Origin of the sequence: Arthrobacter sp. JUb115, from assembly GCF_004365035.1 — a bacterium.
In the GTDB taxonomy this organism is placed as follows: domain Bacteria; phylum Actinomycetota; class Actinomycetes; order Actinomycetales; family Micrococcaceae; genus Glutamicibacter.
Genome location: NZ_SOBS01000003.1, coordinates 249,599 through 265,688, shown reverse-complemented (window position 1 = coordinate 265,688; position 16,090 = coordinate 249,599). Strand labels below are relative to the sequence as shown.

The following is a 16,090-nucleotide window of genomic DNA, read 5'->3' as shown; positions in this document are numbered from 1 at the left end:
CGCAACCTACCCGCAACCCGGACGGAGTCCATTTTGCCACACATAAAACAATTGACCTCAGTCTAGCATTAATCCACCGAGCCACCATGTACAGTAAGCTATCTCACCGACCAGGCCACTCTTGGCCCCCGCCGCCATCGAGACGGTTTGGGTAGTGACTACGATATCGACCCCAGCTGAACGCCACGGGACCGCCAGATGAAAACCACCCGAATCCGCGGATGTCCGCTGCCGGCTTGCCAGCGGATCCGCATCAAGGCGAATACTAGTTCCTAAATCTCCCAGTGGATTCATCGACTACTATTTCCACCCCGTGTTGCGCGCAGGCCCCGGAACGCAGACCACTGGGAACTGTGGCGGTTAAACGCCCAATGCCTGCCCGCACAGTGTGCGGGCAGGCATTGGGTCAAACTACCTTACGGTGACAGTGCTCCCGGTTTAGCGGAAGTCCGAGCCGTGGTCGTAGTCGTCCATCGAGATGGCACGGAATTCAGGCGACAGCCCGCCTTCCAGCGCATCGTCGTACAGGCCCGAAGAGAAGGCCGAGGTGCCGGTGAACAAAGTTGCCTTTGCTTCATCGGTTGGCTCGACGTTGACCTGGGTGTAGCGATCCAGACCGGTACCGGCCGGGATCAGCTTACCGATGATCACGTTTTCCTTCAGACCGCGCAGTGGATCTTCCTTGCCTTCCATCGCAGCCTGGGTCAGGACGCGAGTGGTTTCCTGGAAGGAAGCAGCCGACAGCCACGAATCGGTGGCCAGCGATGCCTTGGTGATGCCCATCAGCTCGTCACGGCCGGCAGCTGGACGCTGGCCTTCCGAAACGGCCTTGCGGTTCGCCGCGGTGAAGCGCGAACGATCGGCCAACTCGCCTGGTAGCAAGTCGGTCTCGCCGGACTCGATGACGGTGACGCGGCGCAGCATCTGGCGGACGATGACTTCCACGTGCTTATCGTGGATGCCTACACCCTGGGACTGGTACACATCCTGGACCTCGCGGACCAGGAACTTCTGTGCCTCACGTGGGCCGAGGACTCGAAGAACCTGCTTCGGATCCAAGGTACCGCTGGTGAGCTGGGTGCCGGCAACGATGCTTTCGCCCTCTTCAACCAACAGGCGAGCACGGCGCAGAACCGGGTAGGCCTGCTTCTCGTCGCCGTTGTCTGGAGTAACTACAACACGCAGCTGCTTCTCGTCGTCTTCAATCGACACGCGACCGGCAACCTCGGACATCGGAGCCACACCCTTAGGGGTACGGGCTTCGAACAGTTCCTGGATACGAGGCAGACCCTGGGTGATATCGTCAGCAGACGCTACACCACCGGTGTGGAAGGTACGCATGGTCAGCTGGGTACCAGGCTCGCCGATGGACTGCGCGGCGATAATGCCAACAGCCTCGCCGATGTCCACGGTCTTGCCGCTGGCCAGCGAACGCCCGTAGCACAGAGCACAGGTTCCAACAGCCGAGTCGCAGGTCAGCACGGAGCGAACGCGGATTTCATCCACGCCTGCAGCGTACAGCTCGTCGATCAGCACGTCGCCGACATCCGAACCGGCGGTAGCCAGCACGGTGCCTTCAGCGTTCTTGACGTCGGTAGCCAGCGTACGGGTGTATGCCGAGTTCTCCACGGTCTCGTGCTTGACGCGGATGCCGGCAGAGTTATCTGCAATGGCAACGGTCAAGCCGCGCTTGGTGCCGCAGTCCTCTTCGCGAACGATAACATCCTGCGAAACGTCCACCAGACGACGGGTCAGGTAACCCGAGTTAGCGGTCTTCAGCGCGGTATCCGCCAGGCCCTTACGGGCACCGTGGGTCGCGATGAAGTACTCCAGAACCGACAGGCCTTCACGGTAGGAAGACTTGATCGGGCGAGGAATAATTTCACCCTTAGGGTTGGACACCAGACCACGGATACCCGCGATCTGACGCAATTGCAGGTAGTTACCACGAGCCTTGGAAGTCACCATTCGGTTAATGGTGTTCAGCTCTTCCATGCCGTTCTTCATCGCCTCGGCAACCTCGTCGGTAGCCTTGGTCCAGATGTCGATCAGGTCCTGGCGGCGCTCGGTATCTGCAATCAGGCCCTTGTCGTAGGAAGCCTGGACCTTGGCGGCCTTCACCTCGTAAGGAGCCAAGATGGCTGCCTTATCCATGTTCGAGGTAATGTCCGAGATCGCCACGGTGACACCCGAGCGGGTCGACCAGTAGAAACCGGCGTCCTTCAGGTTATCCAGGGTAGCTGCGGCAATGATCTTCGGGTAGCGCTCTGCCAGATCGTTGACGATCTCCGAGAGCGCATCCTTGCCCGCTACGGTGGCTACCCATGGGTAGTCCGCAGGCAGGGTGTCGTTGAACAGCACCTGGCCAAGCGAGGTATCCAGCAATGCCGGGGTACCTGGCTCCCAGCCCTCAGGGGCTGGCTGGTCTGCGGAAGGAACGAAGTTCTCCACGCGGACCTTGATCGGTGCGTTCAGGTGCAGTTCGCCCAGATCCTTGGCCATGATGGCCTCGGATACGGTAGCGAACACGCGGCCGGCGCCCTTTTCGGTTGCACGCTTGGTGGTCAAGTGGTGCAAGCCGATGATCATATCCTGCGAAGGCTGTGCCACTGGGCGGCCATCGGAAGGCTTCAAGATGTTGTGCGAGGACAGCATCAAGATACGGGCTTCAGCCTGTGCTTCTGGGCTCAGCGGCAGGTGGACTGCCATCTGGTCACCGTCGAAGTCAGCGTTGAACGCGCCGCAAACCAATGGGTGCAGCTGCAGGGCCTTGCCTTCGATCAGCTGTGGTTCGAAGGCCTGGATACCCAAGCGGTGCAGGGTAGGTGCACGGTTGAGCAGTACCGGGTGCTCGGTGATGATCTCTTCGAGAACATCCCAAACCTGCGGGCGGTAACGCTCGACCATGCGCTTAGCCGACTTGATGTTCTGTGCGTGGTTGAGGTCAACCAGGCGCTTCATCACGAAAGGCTTGAACAGCTCCAGGGCCATCTGCTTTGGCAGACCGCACTGGTGCAGCTTCAGCTGCGGGCCGACAACGATGACCGAACGGCCCGAGTAGTCAACGCGCTTGCCCAGCAGGTTCTGGCGGAAACGACCCTGCTTGCCCTTGAGCATGTCGCTCAGGGACTTCAGCGGGCGGTTGCCTGGACCGGTCACCGGACGGCCACGACGGCCGTTATCGAACAGCGAGTCAACAGCTTCCTGCATCATGCGCTTTTCGTTGTTCACGATGATCTCTGGCGCACCGAGATCAAGCAGGCGCTTGAGGCGGTTGTTGCGGTTGATCACGCGGCGGTACAGGTCGTTCAGATCCGAGGTAGCGAAACGGCCACCGTCGAGCTGGACCATCGGGCGCAGTTCTGGCGGGATCACCGGAACGGCGTCAAGGACCATGCCCTTAGGCGAGTTGCCGTTGACAAGGAACGCGTTGACGACCTTCAGGCGCTTGAGCGCACGAGCCTTCTTCTGGCCCTTGCCGTTTTCGATGATGGTCTTCAGCTCTTCAGCTTCAGCCGCCAGATCGAAGTTCTCAAGGCGCTTCTGGATAGCTTCTGCACCCATGGAGCCTTCGAAGAACAGTCCGTACTTCTCACGCATGGTGCGGTACAGGCCTTCGTCGCCTTCGAGGTCGGCGACCTTCAGGTTCTTGAAGCGCTCCCAGACCGCACGCAGGCGCTCGGCTTCGGCCTTGGCGCGCTTGTCGATCTGCAGAACAGTCTTCTCGGCCAAGGTGCGGGCCTTGTTCAGCTCGGCATTCTTGGCGCCGTCAGCTTCCATGCGCTCCAGCTCGGCTTCCAGGTCGGCTGCAACAGCCTTCTTGTCAGCTTCCGAGTTGTTCGCAAGGTTTCGCAGTTCCAGGTCGTGCTGGGCCTGCAGGTTAGGCATTTCGGCGTGGCGGCGTGCTTCGTCGACACCGGTGATCATGTAGGCAGCGAAGTAGATGACCTTTTCGAGGTCCTTCGGAGCCAGATCGAGCAGGTAGCCCAAGCGCGATGGAACGCCCTTGAAGTACCAGATGTGGGTCACAGGAGCTGCCAGCTCGATGTGGCCCATGCGCTCACGGCGTACGTTCGCGCGGGTCACCTCGACGCCGCAACGCTCGCAGATGATGCCCTTGAAGCGCACGCGCTTGTACTTGCCGCAGTAGCATTCCCAGTCGCGGGAAGGGCCGAAGATCTTTTCGCAGAAAAGACCGTCCTTCTCCGGCTTCAGGGTGCGGTAGTTAATGGTTTCCGGCTTCTTGACCTCGCCGTAGCTCCATCCACGGATTTCATCCGCGGTGGCAAGGTTGATTCGCATGAGGCCGAATGAGGAATCGCTGGACATATGGTCCTTTTCTCTCTTCTGTGGTGTCTGAAGTCGATACGAATGAGGGTGGGAATTTGCCGCCGCTGCCTGCAGGTCCTGCAGGCAGGGCGCCAGATTACACTTCCTCTACGGAGTTCGGCTCCGACCGTGAAAGGTCGATGCCCAGCTCTTCAGCGGCGCGGAACGATTCCTCGTCCGACTCACGCATTTCGATAGTGTTGCCGTCGGTACCGAGTACCTCGACGTTCAAGCACAGCGACTGCATTTCCTTGATGAGCACCTTGAACGATTCTGGAACACCAGGCTCTGGAACGTTCTCGCCCTTGACGATAGCTTCGTAGACCTTCACGCGGCCGTGGATATCATCCGACTTGATGGTCAGGATTTCCTGCAGTGTGTAAGCGGCACCGTATGCTTCCAGTGCCCAAACTTCCATCTCGCCGAAGCGCTGGCCACCGAACTGGGCCTTACCGCCCAGTGGCTGCTGGGTGATCATGGAGTATGGACCGGTGGAACGGGCGTGGATCTTGTCGTCCACCAGGTGGTGGAGCTTCAAGATGTACATGTAGCCCACGGAAACCGGATCCGGCAGCGGGTCGCCGGAGCGGCCGTCGAACAGCTTCGCCTTGCCGGAGTTGCCAATCAGGCGCACACCGTCACGGGTCTTGCTGGTCGAATCCAGGATGCCGCGGATTTCCTCTTCGGAAGCGCCATCGAAGACCGGGGTTGCCACGGTGGTGGAACCGGACTCGCGTGGCAGGTTCGGCAGATCGCGGACCCATTCAGGCTCGCCTTCGATCTTCCAGCCCTGCTTGGCAGCCCAACCCAGGTGGATTTCCATAACCTGGCCGACGTTCATACGACCTGGCACACCTAGCGGGTTCAGGATGACATCCAGCGGGGTGCCGTCTTCCAGGAATGGCATGTCTTCCAGCGGCATGATGCGCGAGATGACACCCTTGTTACCGTGGCGACCTGCGAGCTTGTCGCCGATCGAGATCTTGCGCTTCTGGGCAACGTAGACGCGGACCAGCTGGTTGACACCAGGGGAAAGGTCATCGTCGTTGTCGCGGTCGAAGATGCGAACACCAATGACGGTGCCGGACTCGCCGTGCGGAACCTTCAGCGAGGTGTCGCGCACTTCGCGCGACTTCTCACCGAAGATGGCACGCAGCAGGCGCTCTTCCGGGGTCAGTTCGGTCTCGCCCTTAGGGGTGACACGGCCTACCAGCACGTCGCCGGCCTCGACCTCGGCACCGATGTAGACGATGCCGCGGTCATCGAGCTGGGAGAGGATGTCTTCCGAGACATTCGGGATGTCGCGGGTGATTTCCTCGGCACCGAGCTTGGTGTCGCGGGCATCGACTTCGTGCTCTTCGATGTGAATCGAGGTGAGTACGTCGTCGAAGATCATGCGCTGGGAGAGGATGATCGCATCCTCGTAGTTGTAGCCTTCCCAGGACATGAATGCCACGAGCAGGTTCTTGCCCAGCGAGAGCTCGCCGGAGTCGGTCGAAGGACCGTCAGCGATGATCGACTGGTATTCCAGGCGGTCGCCTTCGGACACGCGAACGCGCTGGTTGTAGGCGTTGCCCTGGTTCGAGCGGGCGAACTTCATGATCGGGTACATCGACTCGGTGCCGTCATCGTTCATGACGACAACCAGGTCAGCAGATACCTCGGTGACCACGCCTGGCTTGGCGGCGACAACGGAGTCGCCGGCGTCAACCGCGGCGAACTTCTCCATGCCGGTACCCACCAGCGGACGCTCGGACTTCAGCAGCGGCACAGCCTGGCGCTGCATGTTGGCGCCCATCAGTGCGCGGTTGGCATCGTCGTGCTCGAGGAATGGAATCAGCGCGGTTGCCACCGAAACCATCTGGCGCGGCGAAACGTCCATGAAGGTCACTTCAGCGGAATCGACGATGACAGGCTCGCCGCCACCGCCCTTTTCGCGAACCAGAACGGTCTCTTCAACGAAGCGGCCGTTCTCATCCAGAGGCGCGTTGGCCTGTGCGATGTAGTGCTGCAGCTCGTCATCGGCGGTCAGGTAGTCGACCTCGTTGGACACGACGCCATTGGCGACGCGGCGGTACGGGGTTTCGATGAAGCCGAAGGAGTTGATGCGTCCGTAGGTAGCCAACGAACCGATCAGGCCGATGTTCGGGCCTTCCGGGGTTTCAATTGGGCACATGCGTCCGTAGTGGGACGGGTGGACGTCTCGTACTTCCATGCCTGCGCGGTCACGGGACAGGCCGCCCGGGCCCAGAGCCGACAAGCGGCGCTTGTGGGTCAGGCCGGCCAGCGGGTTGTTCTGGTCCATGAACTGCGAAAGCTGCGAGGTTCCGAAGAACTCCTTGATGGCAGCCACAACAGGGCGGATGTTGATCAGGGTCTGCGGGGTGATCGCCTCGACGTCCTGGGTGGTCATGCGCTCGCGCACAACACGCTCCATGCGGGACAGGCCGGTGCGGACCTGGTTCTCGATCAGTTCGCCCACGGCGCGGATGCGGCGGTTGCCGAAGTGGTCGATGTCGTCGACGTTGACAGGAACGTCAACGATCTCGCCCTTGCGGGTGCCCTGAACAGTCTTCTCGCCTGCGTGCAGCGCAACGAGGTAGCGGATCATCGCTACCAGGTCGTCCAGCGAGAGCACCGAAGCGTTCTCGGCGTTGACCGGAGTCTCCACGCCCAGCTTGCGGTTGATCTTGTAGCGGCCAACCTTTGCCAGGTCGTAGCGCTTAGGCTCGAAGTACATGTTCTTCAGCAGTGCCTGGGCGGCCTCAACCGTAGGAGGCTCGCCTGGACGCAGCTTGCGGTAGATGTCCAGCAAGGCTTCGTTCTGATCCTTGATGCTGTCCTTTTCCAAGGTTGCGCGCATCGAATCGTACTGGCCGAACTCGGACAGGATCTGCTCTTCGCTCCAGCCAAGGGCCTTGAGCAAGACGGTGACCGACTGCTTGCGCTTGCGATCAAGGCGTACGCCGATCTGGTCGCGCTTGTCGATTTCCAGCTCGAACCATGCACCACGCGATGGGATGATACGTGCCGAGAAGATCGTCTTGTCACTGGTCTTGTCCGGCGTGGACTCGAAGTACGCACCTGGGGAGCGAACCAGCTGGGACACAACGACACGCTCGGTGCCGTTGATGATGAAGGTGCCCTTTTCGCTCATCAGCGGGAAATCGCCCATGAACACGGTCTGCTGCTTGATTTCGCCGGTTTCATTGTTCATGAATTCGGCCTTGACATACAGCGGTGCCGCGTAGGTGGCGTCGCGGTCCTTGCACTCTGCGATCGAGTACTTAGGATCAGCGAACTCCGGATCCGAGAAGCTCAAGGACATGGTGTCCTGGAAGTCCTCGATTGGGGAGATTTCCTCGAAGATTTCTGCCAGGCCCGAGGTGTTGGGCACGCTGAAGTCACCAGCGGCTTCTGCCTTGGCCAGGCGCTCTACCCAGTTCTGGTTGCCGACGAGGCGGTCAAAGCTCTCGGTCTGCAATGCCAGCAGGTTAGGCACTTCAAGGGGTTCGTGAATCTTTGCAAAAGAAAGTCGGCCAGCGTATGCAGCATCGCGAGCCGAACTAGCGGTTTGGTTGTTAGGGTTGCTCGAGGCGACCAAGATGGATCCTTCCAAAGACCGTCAGGTTTCCGAACGCTTACCGTGCTAAGGTTCCTGCCATAGGACAGTTCCTCTTTTTTCGTCCGCACGAACCCACCGCTATATGAAGGCCGCGCGCGCAAACAGCAAGGCGCAAATTTCTACTCTACCGGAGGAAAATCCGGTTGTCGATACTCGGTGCAGAAATTCGTGCTATAGTTTTCGCCCCCACTTTCGCGCGGGCTGCCACTCAGGTTTCCAAGCACCGCGCCAGCGCGCAACCCGGTCGTACCGCGCACCGAAAAGTGCATGCATTTTCCCAACTGATACCCTTGTTTTCGCGGATTCTTGCGAATTGCCAAAGGTCTTGGCCCGCTGAACGCAGACTCCGGATTCCGGGCATCAGGCAACGTTATGCTTTCTGTCACATTCTCCTCAGCAGGCATCAGAAACCCCAATTTTTCTCCGCTTCAGCCGCATGGCGAACGTTCTTGGAGATTTTTTTCCGGGTATCCGGGAGGCTTGAAGCTACACGCTCGCCCAGCAGATATAAGCCTTTGCGACCTCGTGTGTCCGGTGGCTTCTTCTTTCGCCACTAGCTATGATCGAGCAAACATCCACGGTTAGGAGACGAAGTGAATAAGCTGCAGTCAGATGAAGCACTGACCCGAGTTACCCTGGACGCCTCGCGCCGGAACATCCCAATCGAGATTGTGCCGCGCGACAAGGTCCGCTCGCTGGAAGAGGCTGCGGACGCCTTGGGAATCTCGGCCTCGGCCTTGCTCAAGACGCTGGTTATCAAACGCACAGACGGCACCTTCGTCTTCGCGCTGATCCCCGGCGGGCGGAAACTTGACTGGGCGAAGCTGCGCGGAGTCATGGGCGTCAATAAGCTCTCCCTGCCATCTTCAGATATCGCTTGGGATGTCACGCACTACGAGACCGGAACCATTACGCCTTTTGGCTCGCACACGGTACTGCCTGTCTACATCGATGCCAGCGTCTTCGAAGAGCCCGTATCGGAACAGATAGGACTGGGCAGCGGGGACCGAGCCCATGGACTGCTGGTTCGCGCCAAGGATTTGGTTAGCGGATTTGATGCCACGATTGCTGATATTTCGACTCCGGAATAAACAGCCCTGGCTTAGCCAATGCCTTCTTGGCCCAGGCCTGCGACTTGGTCAATCCCTTGATCGTCGCGTTGCGCAGCGGCAGACCCAGCGGCTGCTCGACGAAGCGTGCCACCAGGTAGGCAATTCCTAGCATCAGCACCAGCAAACCGGCCAGCAGCACGTACTTGTTCACGAAACCGTGCAGCTGGTTGATTAGCCACCAACCCCACAACTGGTGCACCAGGTACAGCGGGTAAGTCAATGAACCGGCCACAGCCAGCCATTTGCCCTGGACGTTCTTGAGCGGAGTCAGGGTGCACACCGCCAGCAGAACTACGCACAGGACGGTCAGCAGCTGGAAATGCCAGGCGGGGATATCCATCCCGGAGAGCAAGTCCGCGTCACTGCGCCCCTTGATGCCGGTGAAAAATGCGGCGATGGCAGTATTGCCTGCGAGCATGGACCACCGCAGAATGCTGTGGCCGCTTTGATAGATCAAGAAGAGCACCATGCCGGCTGCGAACAGGGCCGCATACTGCCCGGCAATCCATTCCTGCAGCTTGTCCAAGCTTGTGAAATGCAGATACAGGCCCAGAGCGGGCCAAATGGCAGAGAGCAAGAGGATGTGCTTGTTCTTCACGAAGCCCATGGACAAGAGCACTGCGAGCAACACATAGAAACGCAACTCGACCCAAAGTGTCCAATAGACACCGTCCATATCGGTGACGCCGAATCCAGCCTGCATCATGCTCAGATTGGGCAGAATATCACTGGCCGAGCGTCCCTCATTGCCGGAGGGCCAGATCCCAAGCGAGAGTACTGTTGCTGCGAGTACCGCGAGCCAGTAGGCCGGGTAGAGGCGGCCCACACGCGAGCCGATGAAACCAATGACGTTCTTTCCCTGGAGGGACATCAGGATAACGAAGCCCGAGATGAGGAAGAATAGCTGTACACCCAGCTGTCCGTAACGGGTGAATTCGGAGAGTACTGGCCAGAACTCTGCGGCCTGCCTCCCCCAGTGATCATGTCCCCATGCGGTGTAGTGGTACAGGACGACAATTAGCGCAGCTGTAATCCTCAATGCGTCTAGGAGCCCTAGCCGCGGTGCTGGTTTCTGGTTCTGGGTAGCTACGGTTTTTGACACATTTTCACTGTAAACAATGAACTTGAATAAACGCTGTTAATAGAAACGTTATAAAACAATTGCTATGGACTTCCCAGCTTAACGACCAAAGGCCCACAGACTTTCGTCTGTGGACCTTTGGCAATAAGTTGCGAGTGACCGCTGTACTTACTTAACGGTGACGGTAGCGCCGGCAGCTTCCAGAGCTTCCTTAGCCTTCTCGGCAGCGTCCTTTGCAACACCCTCAAGCAGAGCCTTTGGAGCAGCGTCAACGAGCTCCTTAGCTTCCTTCAGGCCCAGGGAAGTCAGTGCGCGAACTTCCTTGATAACTGCGATCTTCTTGTCGCCAGCCGACTCGAGGACTACGTCGAATTCGGTCTTCTCTTCAGCAGCAGCTTCGCCGCCTGCAGCTGGACCAGCAACTGCAACAGCAGCAGCGGTTACGTCGAAGGTCTCTTCGAATTCCTTAACGAACTCGGACAGTTCGATGATGGTCATTTCCTTGAATGCGGAAAGCAGCTCTTCGTTGCTGAGCTTCGCCATGGTGGGCGTCCTTTCGGTTTTTGGCCTTGAGGGCCGATGAATTTGGGTTTACGTTGCGAGAGAACTCGAAAGCTTAGGCTTCTGCCGGAGCTTCCTCGGCAGCTTCGCCACCGTTCTCGTCGAGCTTTGCACGCAGAGCTTCGACAGCGCGGGCAGCAGCGGAAGCTGGAGCCAGCAGCACTGCTGCAACGCGGGCGAGCTGAGTTTCGCGGGATTCCAGCGCAGCCAAAGCAGCGATGCCGCTCTGGTCCAGTGCCTTACCTTCGAACCAACCGGTCTTGATGACCAGCTTTTCGTTAGTCTTGGCGAATTCCGTGAGGCTCTTAGCGGCAGCAACTGCATCGCCCTTAATGAAGGCGATTGCGGTTGGACCAGAAAGCTGTTCATCGAAAGCATCGATGCCAGCGTTCTTCGCTGCGATTGCGGTCAAGGTGTTCTTTACGACTGCGTACTTGGTCTCCTGACCAAGCGAGCGGCGCAGATCCTTGAGCTGTGCAACGGTAAGCCCACGGTATTCGGTCAAGACAGCCGCCGACGAATCATTGAATTCCGCGGTGATTTCTTCAATCGCTGCAGTCTTGCTTGGGGTTGCCATAACACTCCTTCCGGGGATTTGTTCGGTACCGTTTCAAAACCGGCGAGGCCATAAAAATAGCCCCGCGCAGGAGCACAGGGCGTTTCAACTTATTCAAAGTCAAAAAATCTATGTAACCTGCGTTGGTCATCCTTGCGGATCATTAGGAGCAGTTGGAAACCAAATGCTCGACCGACGGTCTTCGGTATTTCTAGTTTATATGAGCATTCCAGCCCACAGCAAATCGAAGCCGGAGCCAATCTCATGATCCTGGTCACTAGGGGAATTAAATTAGAATGGCGGGACTCACTTACCAACGCTTGGGGAACGCTAGTAGTAAGTCCCGCCGATACAAAAGTTTTGGGGAAACTTTCGTATCTCATCCGCGTAGGGCCTTGGGGGATCCATACGCGGATGACCGAGATACTCGGTAGTCAAAGCTTATCATCGGCTACCGGCTGGTACGAAACATGAATACGCTTGCCAGCAGCCGTGGCCATCGCGCAGATTCCTCGTTTAAAAAGGAAGGGAGCATGCCGATTATCGGCATGCTCCCCCAAGCTAGTTAGCTACTAGACTTAGGCCTCAACGCGGGTTACGTTCGCGTCAACAGGAATACCTGGACCGAAGGTGGTAGCGATGGTTGCCTTCGAGATGTAGCGACCCTTCGAAGCCGAAGGCTTCAGGCGCATAACCTCTTCCAGAGCTGCTGCGTAGTTCTCGGTCAGCTGCTTTGCGTCGAACGAAACCTTGCCAATGATGAAGTGCAGGTTCGAGTGCTTGTCGACGCGGAAGTCGATCTTGCCGCCCTTGATGTCGGTTACAGCCTTGGCCACATCCATGGTCACGGTGCCGGTCTTAGGGTTTGGCATCAGGTTACGAGGACCCAGTACCTTACCCAAGCGGCCAACCTTGCCCATCAGGTCAGGGGTTGCAACTGCTGCGTCGAAGTCGGTCCAGCCGCCCTGGATCTTTTCGATCAGGTCGTCCGAGCCAACGAAGTCGGCGCCAGCTTCGCGAGCTGCTTCTGCCTTGTCACCGTTAGCGAAAACAACCACGCGGGCGGTCTTGCCGGTGCCGTGTGGAAGGTTTACGGTACCGCGAACCATCTGGTCAGCCTTACGTGGGTCAACACCCAGGCGGAAAGCAACCTCAACGGTCGAGTTGGTCTTATCGCCTGCGGTCTCCTTAGCCAGGGCAATTGCCTCGGCTGGAGCGTAGACGTTGTTGTCGGCATCGATCTTAGCCGCGGCGGCTACGTATGCTTTGCTGCGCTTTGCCATCTGCGTTTTCTCCTTATGCAGTCGTGGTCATATGGACCGCGCGGGGTCCTGCCACGGGCGAATCGATCAGATGACCGTTTCGCCTTAGATTGAATTCTTGGGTGCTATCCAGCGTGTGAACAGCGGAAGGCGGGATTAGCCTTCTACGGTCACGCCCATGGAGCGGGCGGTGCCGGCGATGATCTTGGCTGCAGCAGCCAGGTCATTTGCGTTCAGGTCAGCCATCTTGGTGGTGGCGATTTCCTCAACCTGAGCCTGGGTCAGGTTAGCAACCTTGTCGGTGTGCGGAACACCCGAACCCTTTGCAATGCCAGCTGCCTTCTTGATCAGCTCAGCTGCAGGAGGAGTCTTGGTGATGAAAGTGAACGAACGGTCTTCGTATACGGTGATCTCAACTGGAACAACGTTACCGCGCTGCGACTCGGTCGCTGCGTTGTAAGCCTTGCAGAATTCCATGATGTTGACGCCGTGCTGACCAAGGGCTGGACCGATTGGAGGAGCTGGGTTAGCAGCACCTGCCTGGATCTGCAGCTTGATGAGTCCGGTGACCTTTTTCTTTGGGGCCATGTCGGGTCCTTCTTACTCTTGCGTTTCCCGTGGCACAGGAGCGTGGCACGGGGATCTGGCTATCGTGGCGCGACAGCCAAGCGTACCCTCGCATCGATAAGCGACCGATGCGGGGCACGAAGACTTAATACTACTGGATCTTGGTGACCTGGTTGAAGTTCAGGGTCACTGGGGTTTCACGTTCGAAGATCGAAACCAGTACGACCAGCTGTGCGGCATCCAGCTTGATCTCCGAGATGGTTGCCGGCATCGTTTCGAACGGTCCGTCATTGACGATAACCGATTCGCCGACTTCGAAGTCCACGGTGACCTCAGTAATTGGAGCACGGCCTGGCTTGGACGCCGATGGCTGCTCTACTGGATCAACGATGGTGTGCTCAAGCATGGAGAACACTTCGTCAAGGCTCAGTGGGTTTGGATCGTGGGCGTTGCCAACGAATCCAGTGACACCTGGAGTGTGTCGAACAACACCCCACGAAGCGTCAGTCAGCTCCATGCGGACCAGGACATAGCCCGGGATGCGCACGCGGCGAACGATCTTGCGCTGAGTGTTCTTGACCTCGACGACCTCTTCCATTGGAACCTGGATATCGAAGATGAACTCATCCATGTCCTGGGTCTGGATACGGGTCTCAAGATTGACCTTCACGCGGTTTTCGTAACCAGCGTAGGTGTGAATGACAAACCAGTCACCTGGAAGACGACGGAGCTTAGCGCGGAATTCTTCCTTGAGCTTGGCTACGTTGTCTTCGCCCTCGGCTTCTTCAGCGTCGGCTTCGTTGTCTTCGCCCTCGGCTTCTTCAGCTTCGGCTTCGTTGTCGTCGCCTTCAGCTTCTTCAGCTGCGCCTTCGATTACCTGAGCGTCTTCAGCGTCCTGTGCTGGTGCTTCGGTTGGGTCGACGTCAGCTTCTACAGCTGGCTCAACCTGATCGCCGGCGGCTTCAACGAACTCGTTTTCGACCTCGTCATTAATCTGCGGTTCGAGTTCCTTGTCGGACACTGCAGCTCCTGCTTTCTTTGACTGAATGACACTAAATTGCCTCGGGGTAATCATACCTCCGAGGCAACAAAATTACTGTTCGACCTTGTTGGTGAACAGGAGGATCGAACCCTGCCCAAAGACGAAGTCCAGGGCCGTCACGATCAGCATCACCACGACCACGAAACCGACAACAACCAGGAAATAATTCACTAGTTCACTGCGGGTCGGGGTGACGACCTTCTTAAGTTCTGCGATTACCTGGCGGAAAAACAAGAAGATCCGGGCAAAGAAACCCAACTTCTGTCCACCCTTACCGGAGCTGAGAGCAGATTCGGTCATGTTCTTCCTCGTTTCAAAAATTTGGCCAGTTGAAACAATCACGGTGTGCCATAGTCTATTCGACTGCAACACACCGTGATGAGATAATTCGCTAAGCGATAAATCGCTATTGCGCAGGGCAGACAGGACTCGAACCTGCAACCTGCGGTTTTGGAGACCGCTGCGCTACCAATTGCGCCACTACCCTTCGGAGCTTTTTACCGCTCCCACCTAGAACATCTTAGCGGATAAAACATTCAGCTTCGTCCGTTGCGATGTCTCGGCAACGAGAAATAACTTTACGCAACGAAATCGGAAATGTCGAACTGACAACCTCCGGTGTGGCGCAGAACGCATTCCCGCGCCCCGTTGCGCACCTTATTGTGTCATTTTCAAAATTGTGATGCTGAAGTGCAAGGTTGCGAACTAAACTGAGGTGTAACAGCTGTCCCCATAGACTTCAGGACGAATCCCCAATGTCTCGCATTTCTCGCCGCATCGGCGCAATTTCCGAATCCGCGACTCTCGCAGTAGATGCCAAGGCGAAGGCTCTTAAAGCAGCAGGTCGACCAGTAATCGGTTTCGGTGCCGGTGAACCCGACTTCCCAACCCCTGGCTACATTGTCGAAGCAGCAGTCAAGGCGGCCCAGGATCCAAAGAACCACCGCTACTCCCCTGCAGCCGGCCTTCCCGAGCTGCGCGAAGCAATCGCCGCCAAAACCATGCGCGATTCGGGCTACGAGCTCAAGGCCAACCAGGTTCTGGTCACCAATGGCGGCAAGCAGGCGGTGTACAACACCTTCGCAACCCTGCTTGATCCAGGTGACGAGGTCATCGTTCCGGCTCCGTACTGGACCACCTATCCCGAAGCCATCCAGCTCGCCGGAGGCAAGGCCGTATCGGTCTTTGCCGGCCCGGAGCAGGGCTACAAGGTTACCGTCGAACAGCTCGAATCCGTACTGACCGAACGCACCAAGGTGCTGCTGTTCGTTTCTCCTTCGAACCCCACCGGTGCCGTATACACCCCGGAGCAGGTCCGCGAGATCGGCCAGTGGGCTGCTTCCAAGGGGCTGTGGGTTGTTACCGATGAGATCTACGAGCACTTGACCTACGGCGATGCAACTTTCAGCTCCATCGCGACCTTGGTCCCAGAGCTCGAAGACCGAGTTGTCATCCTCAACGGCGTGGCAAAGACCTACGCAATGACCGGCTGGCGCGTGGGTTGGATGGCAGGTCCGCTGGATGTCATCAAGGCCGCCACCAACCTGCAGTCCCACGCCACCTCGAACGTTTCCAACGTATCGCAGCGAGCCGCCCTGGCTGCTGTTGCCGGGCCGCTGGATGCCGTGAACGACATGAAGGTTGCCTTCAACCGTCGCCGCTTGGCCATCGTCGAATCACTGAACGCGATTGACGGCCTGCACTGCCCTACTCCGGAAGGCGCGTTCTACGCGTATTCGGATGTTCGAGGCCTGCTGGGTCGCGAAATCCGCGGCGTTGTGAACAACACCAGTGCAGAACTTGCTGCTTTCATCCTGGAACAGGCAGAAGTTGCCGTCGTTCCAGGTGAAGCATTCGGCCCTTCCGGCTATATCCGCATGTCATATGCACTGGGTGATGCTGATCTCGAAGAAGGCGTCGCACGGATGGCCAAGCTGCTGGGCGAAGCCAAGTAG

Annotated in this window: 11 protein-coding genes and 1 tRNA gene; 2 read left to right on the top strand and 10 right to left on the bottom strand. The window is 58.1% G+C overall.

Annotated features, from left to right (window positions below; translation table 11 throughout):
* Positions 1-438: 438 nt before the first annotated feature.
* Positions 439-4,329 (bottom strand): DNA-directed RNA polymerase subunit beta', encoded by a 3,891-nt coding sequence (locus EDF61_RS06740; protein ID WP_105657668.1) that lies wholly within the window; start codon positions 4,327-4,329, stop codon positions 439-441.
* A gap of 97 nt (positions 4,330-4,426) precedes the next feature.
* Positions 4,427-7,933, bottom strand: coding sequence for a DNA-directed RNA polymerase subunit beta (gene rpoB / locus EDF61_RS06735; protein ID WP_105657689.1), 3,507 nt, complete (start codon positions 7,931-7,933; stop codon positions 4,427-4,429).
* Positions 7,934-8,547: 614 nt separating this feature from the next.
* Between rpoB and EDF61_RS06730 the strand changes: the two genes are divergently transcribed.
* Complete coding sequence (locus EDF61_RS06730) at positions 8,548-9,045, top strand: aminoacyl-tRNA deacylase (RefSeq protein WP_133833623.1); 498 nt, start codon at positions 8,548-8,550, stop codon at positions 9,043-9,045.
* Here EDF61_RS06730 and EDF61_RS06725 read toward each other — a convergent pair.
* The 8 genes from EDF61_RS06725 to EDF61_RS06690 all read right to left on the bottom strand — a co-directional run bounded on the left by EDF61_RS06725 (position 8,999) and on the right by EDF61_RS06690 (position 14,622).
* Positions 8,999-10,168: an acyltransferase family protein gene (locus tag EDF61_RS06725; RefSeq protein ID WP_133833622.1), complete on the bottom strand. Its 1,170-nt coding sequence runs from the start codon at positions 10,166-10,168 to the stop codon at positions 8,999-9,001. The genes EDF61_RS06730 and EDF61_RS06725 overlap by 47 nt on opposite strands.
* A 147-nt stretch (positions 10,169-10,315) precedes the next feature.
* Positions 10,316-10,690, bottom strand: coding sequence for a 50S ribosomal protein L7/L12 (gene rplL, locus EDF61_RS06720; RefSeq protein WP_133833621.1), 375 nt, complete (start codon positions 10,688-10,690; stop codon positions 10,316-10,318).
* Between the two features lie 73 nt (positions 10,691-10,763).
* Positions 10,764-11,285, bottom strand: coding sequence for a 50S ribosomal protein L10 (gene rplJ, locus EDF61_RS06715; RefSeq protein WP_105657672.1), 522 nt, complete (start codon positions 11,283-11,285; stop codon positions 10,764-10,766).
* A 557-nt stretch (positions 11,286-11,842) separates the two neighbouring features.
* Complete coding sequence (rplA, locus tag EDF61_RS06710; protein WP_105661540.1) at positions 11,843-12,547, bottom strand: 50S ribosomal protein L1; 705 nt, start codon at positions 12,545-12,547, stop codon at positions 11,843-11,845.
* Between the two features lie 135 nt (positions 12,548-12,682).
* Positions 12,683-13,114, bottom strand: a complete 432-nt coding sequence (gene rplK, locus EDF61_RS06705) for a 50S ribosomal protein L11 (protein WP_105657674.1) — start codon at positions 13,112-13,114, stop codon at positions 12,683-12,685.
* A gap of 130 nt (positions 13,115-13,244) precedes the next feature.
* The gene (nusG, locus tag EDF61_RS06700; RefSeq protein ID WP_208294233.1) at positions 13,245-14,114 is read right to left on the bottom strand and encodes a transcription termination/antitermination protein NusG; all 870 of its coding nucleotides are present in this window, start codon (positions 14,112-14,114) and stop codon (positions 13,245-13,247) included.
* A gap of 72 nt (positions 14,115-14,186) precedes the next feature.
* Positions 14,187-14,435 (bottom strand): preprotein translocase subunit SecE, encoded by a 249-nt coding sequence (gene secE, locus EDF61_RS06695; RefSeq protein WP_038992215.1) that lies wholly within the window; start codon positions 14,433-14,435, stop codon positions 14,187-14,189.
* Positions 14,436-14,549: 114 nt separating this feature from the next.
* A tRNA-Trp gene (locus tag EDF61_RS06690) sits at positions 14,550-14,622 on the bottom strand.
* A gap of 268 nt (positions 14,623-14,890) precedes the next feature.
* Between EDF61_RS06690 and EDF61_RS06685 the strand changes: the two genes are divergently transcribed.
* Complete coding sequence (locus EDF61_RS06685) at positions 14,891-16,090, top strand: pyridoxal phosphate-dependent aminotransferase (protein WP_105661541.1); 1,200 nt, start codon at positions 14,891-14,893, stop codon at positions 16,088-16,090.

Bases quoted from the DNA above. Each gene is read 5' to 3' on its own strand.
- rplJ (WP_105657672.1), bottom strand. From the start codon at position 11,285: ATGGCAACCCCAAGCAAGACTGCAGCGATTGAAGAAATCACCGCGGAA.
- rplK (WP_105657674.1), bottom strand. From the start codon at position 13,114: ATGGCCCCAAAGAAAAAGGTCACCGGACTCATCAAGCTGCAGATCCAG.
- rplA (WP_105661540.1), bottom strand. From the start codon at position 12,547: ATGGCAAAGCGCAGCAAAGCATACGTAGCCGCCGCGGCTAAGATCGAT.
- rplL (WP_133833621.1), bottom strand. From the start codon at position 10,690: ATGGCGAAGCTCAGCAACGAAGAGCTGCTTTCCGCATTCAAGGAAATG.
- secE (WP_038992215.1), bottom strand. From the start codon at position 14,435: ATGACCGAATCTGCTCTCAGCTCCGGTAAGGGTGGACAGAAGTTGGGT.
- EDF61_RS06740 (WP_105657668.1), bottom strand. From the start codon at position 4,329: ATGTCCAGCGATTCCTCATTCGGCCTCATGCGAATCAACCTTGCCACC.
- EDF61_RS06685 (WP_105661541.1), top strand. From the start codon at position 14,891: ATGTCTCGCATTTCTCGCCGCATCGGCGCAATTTCCGAATCCGCGACT.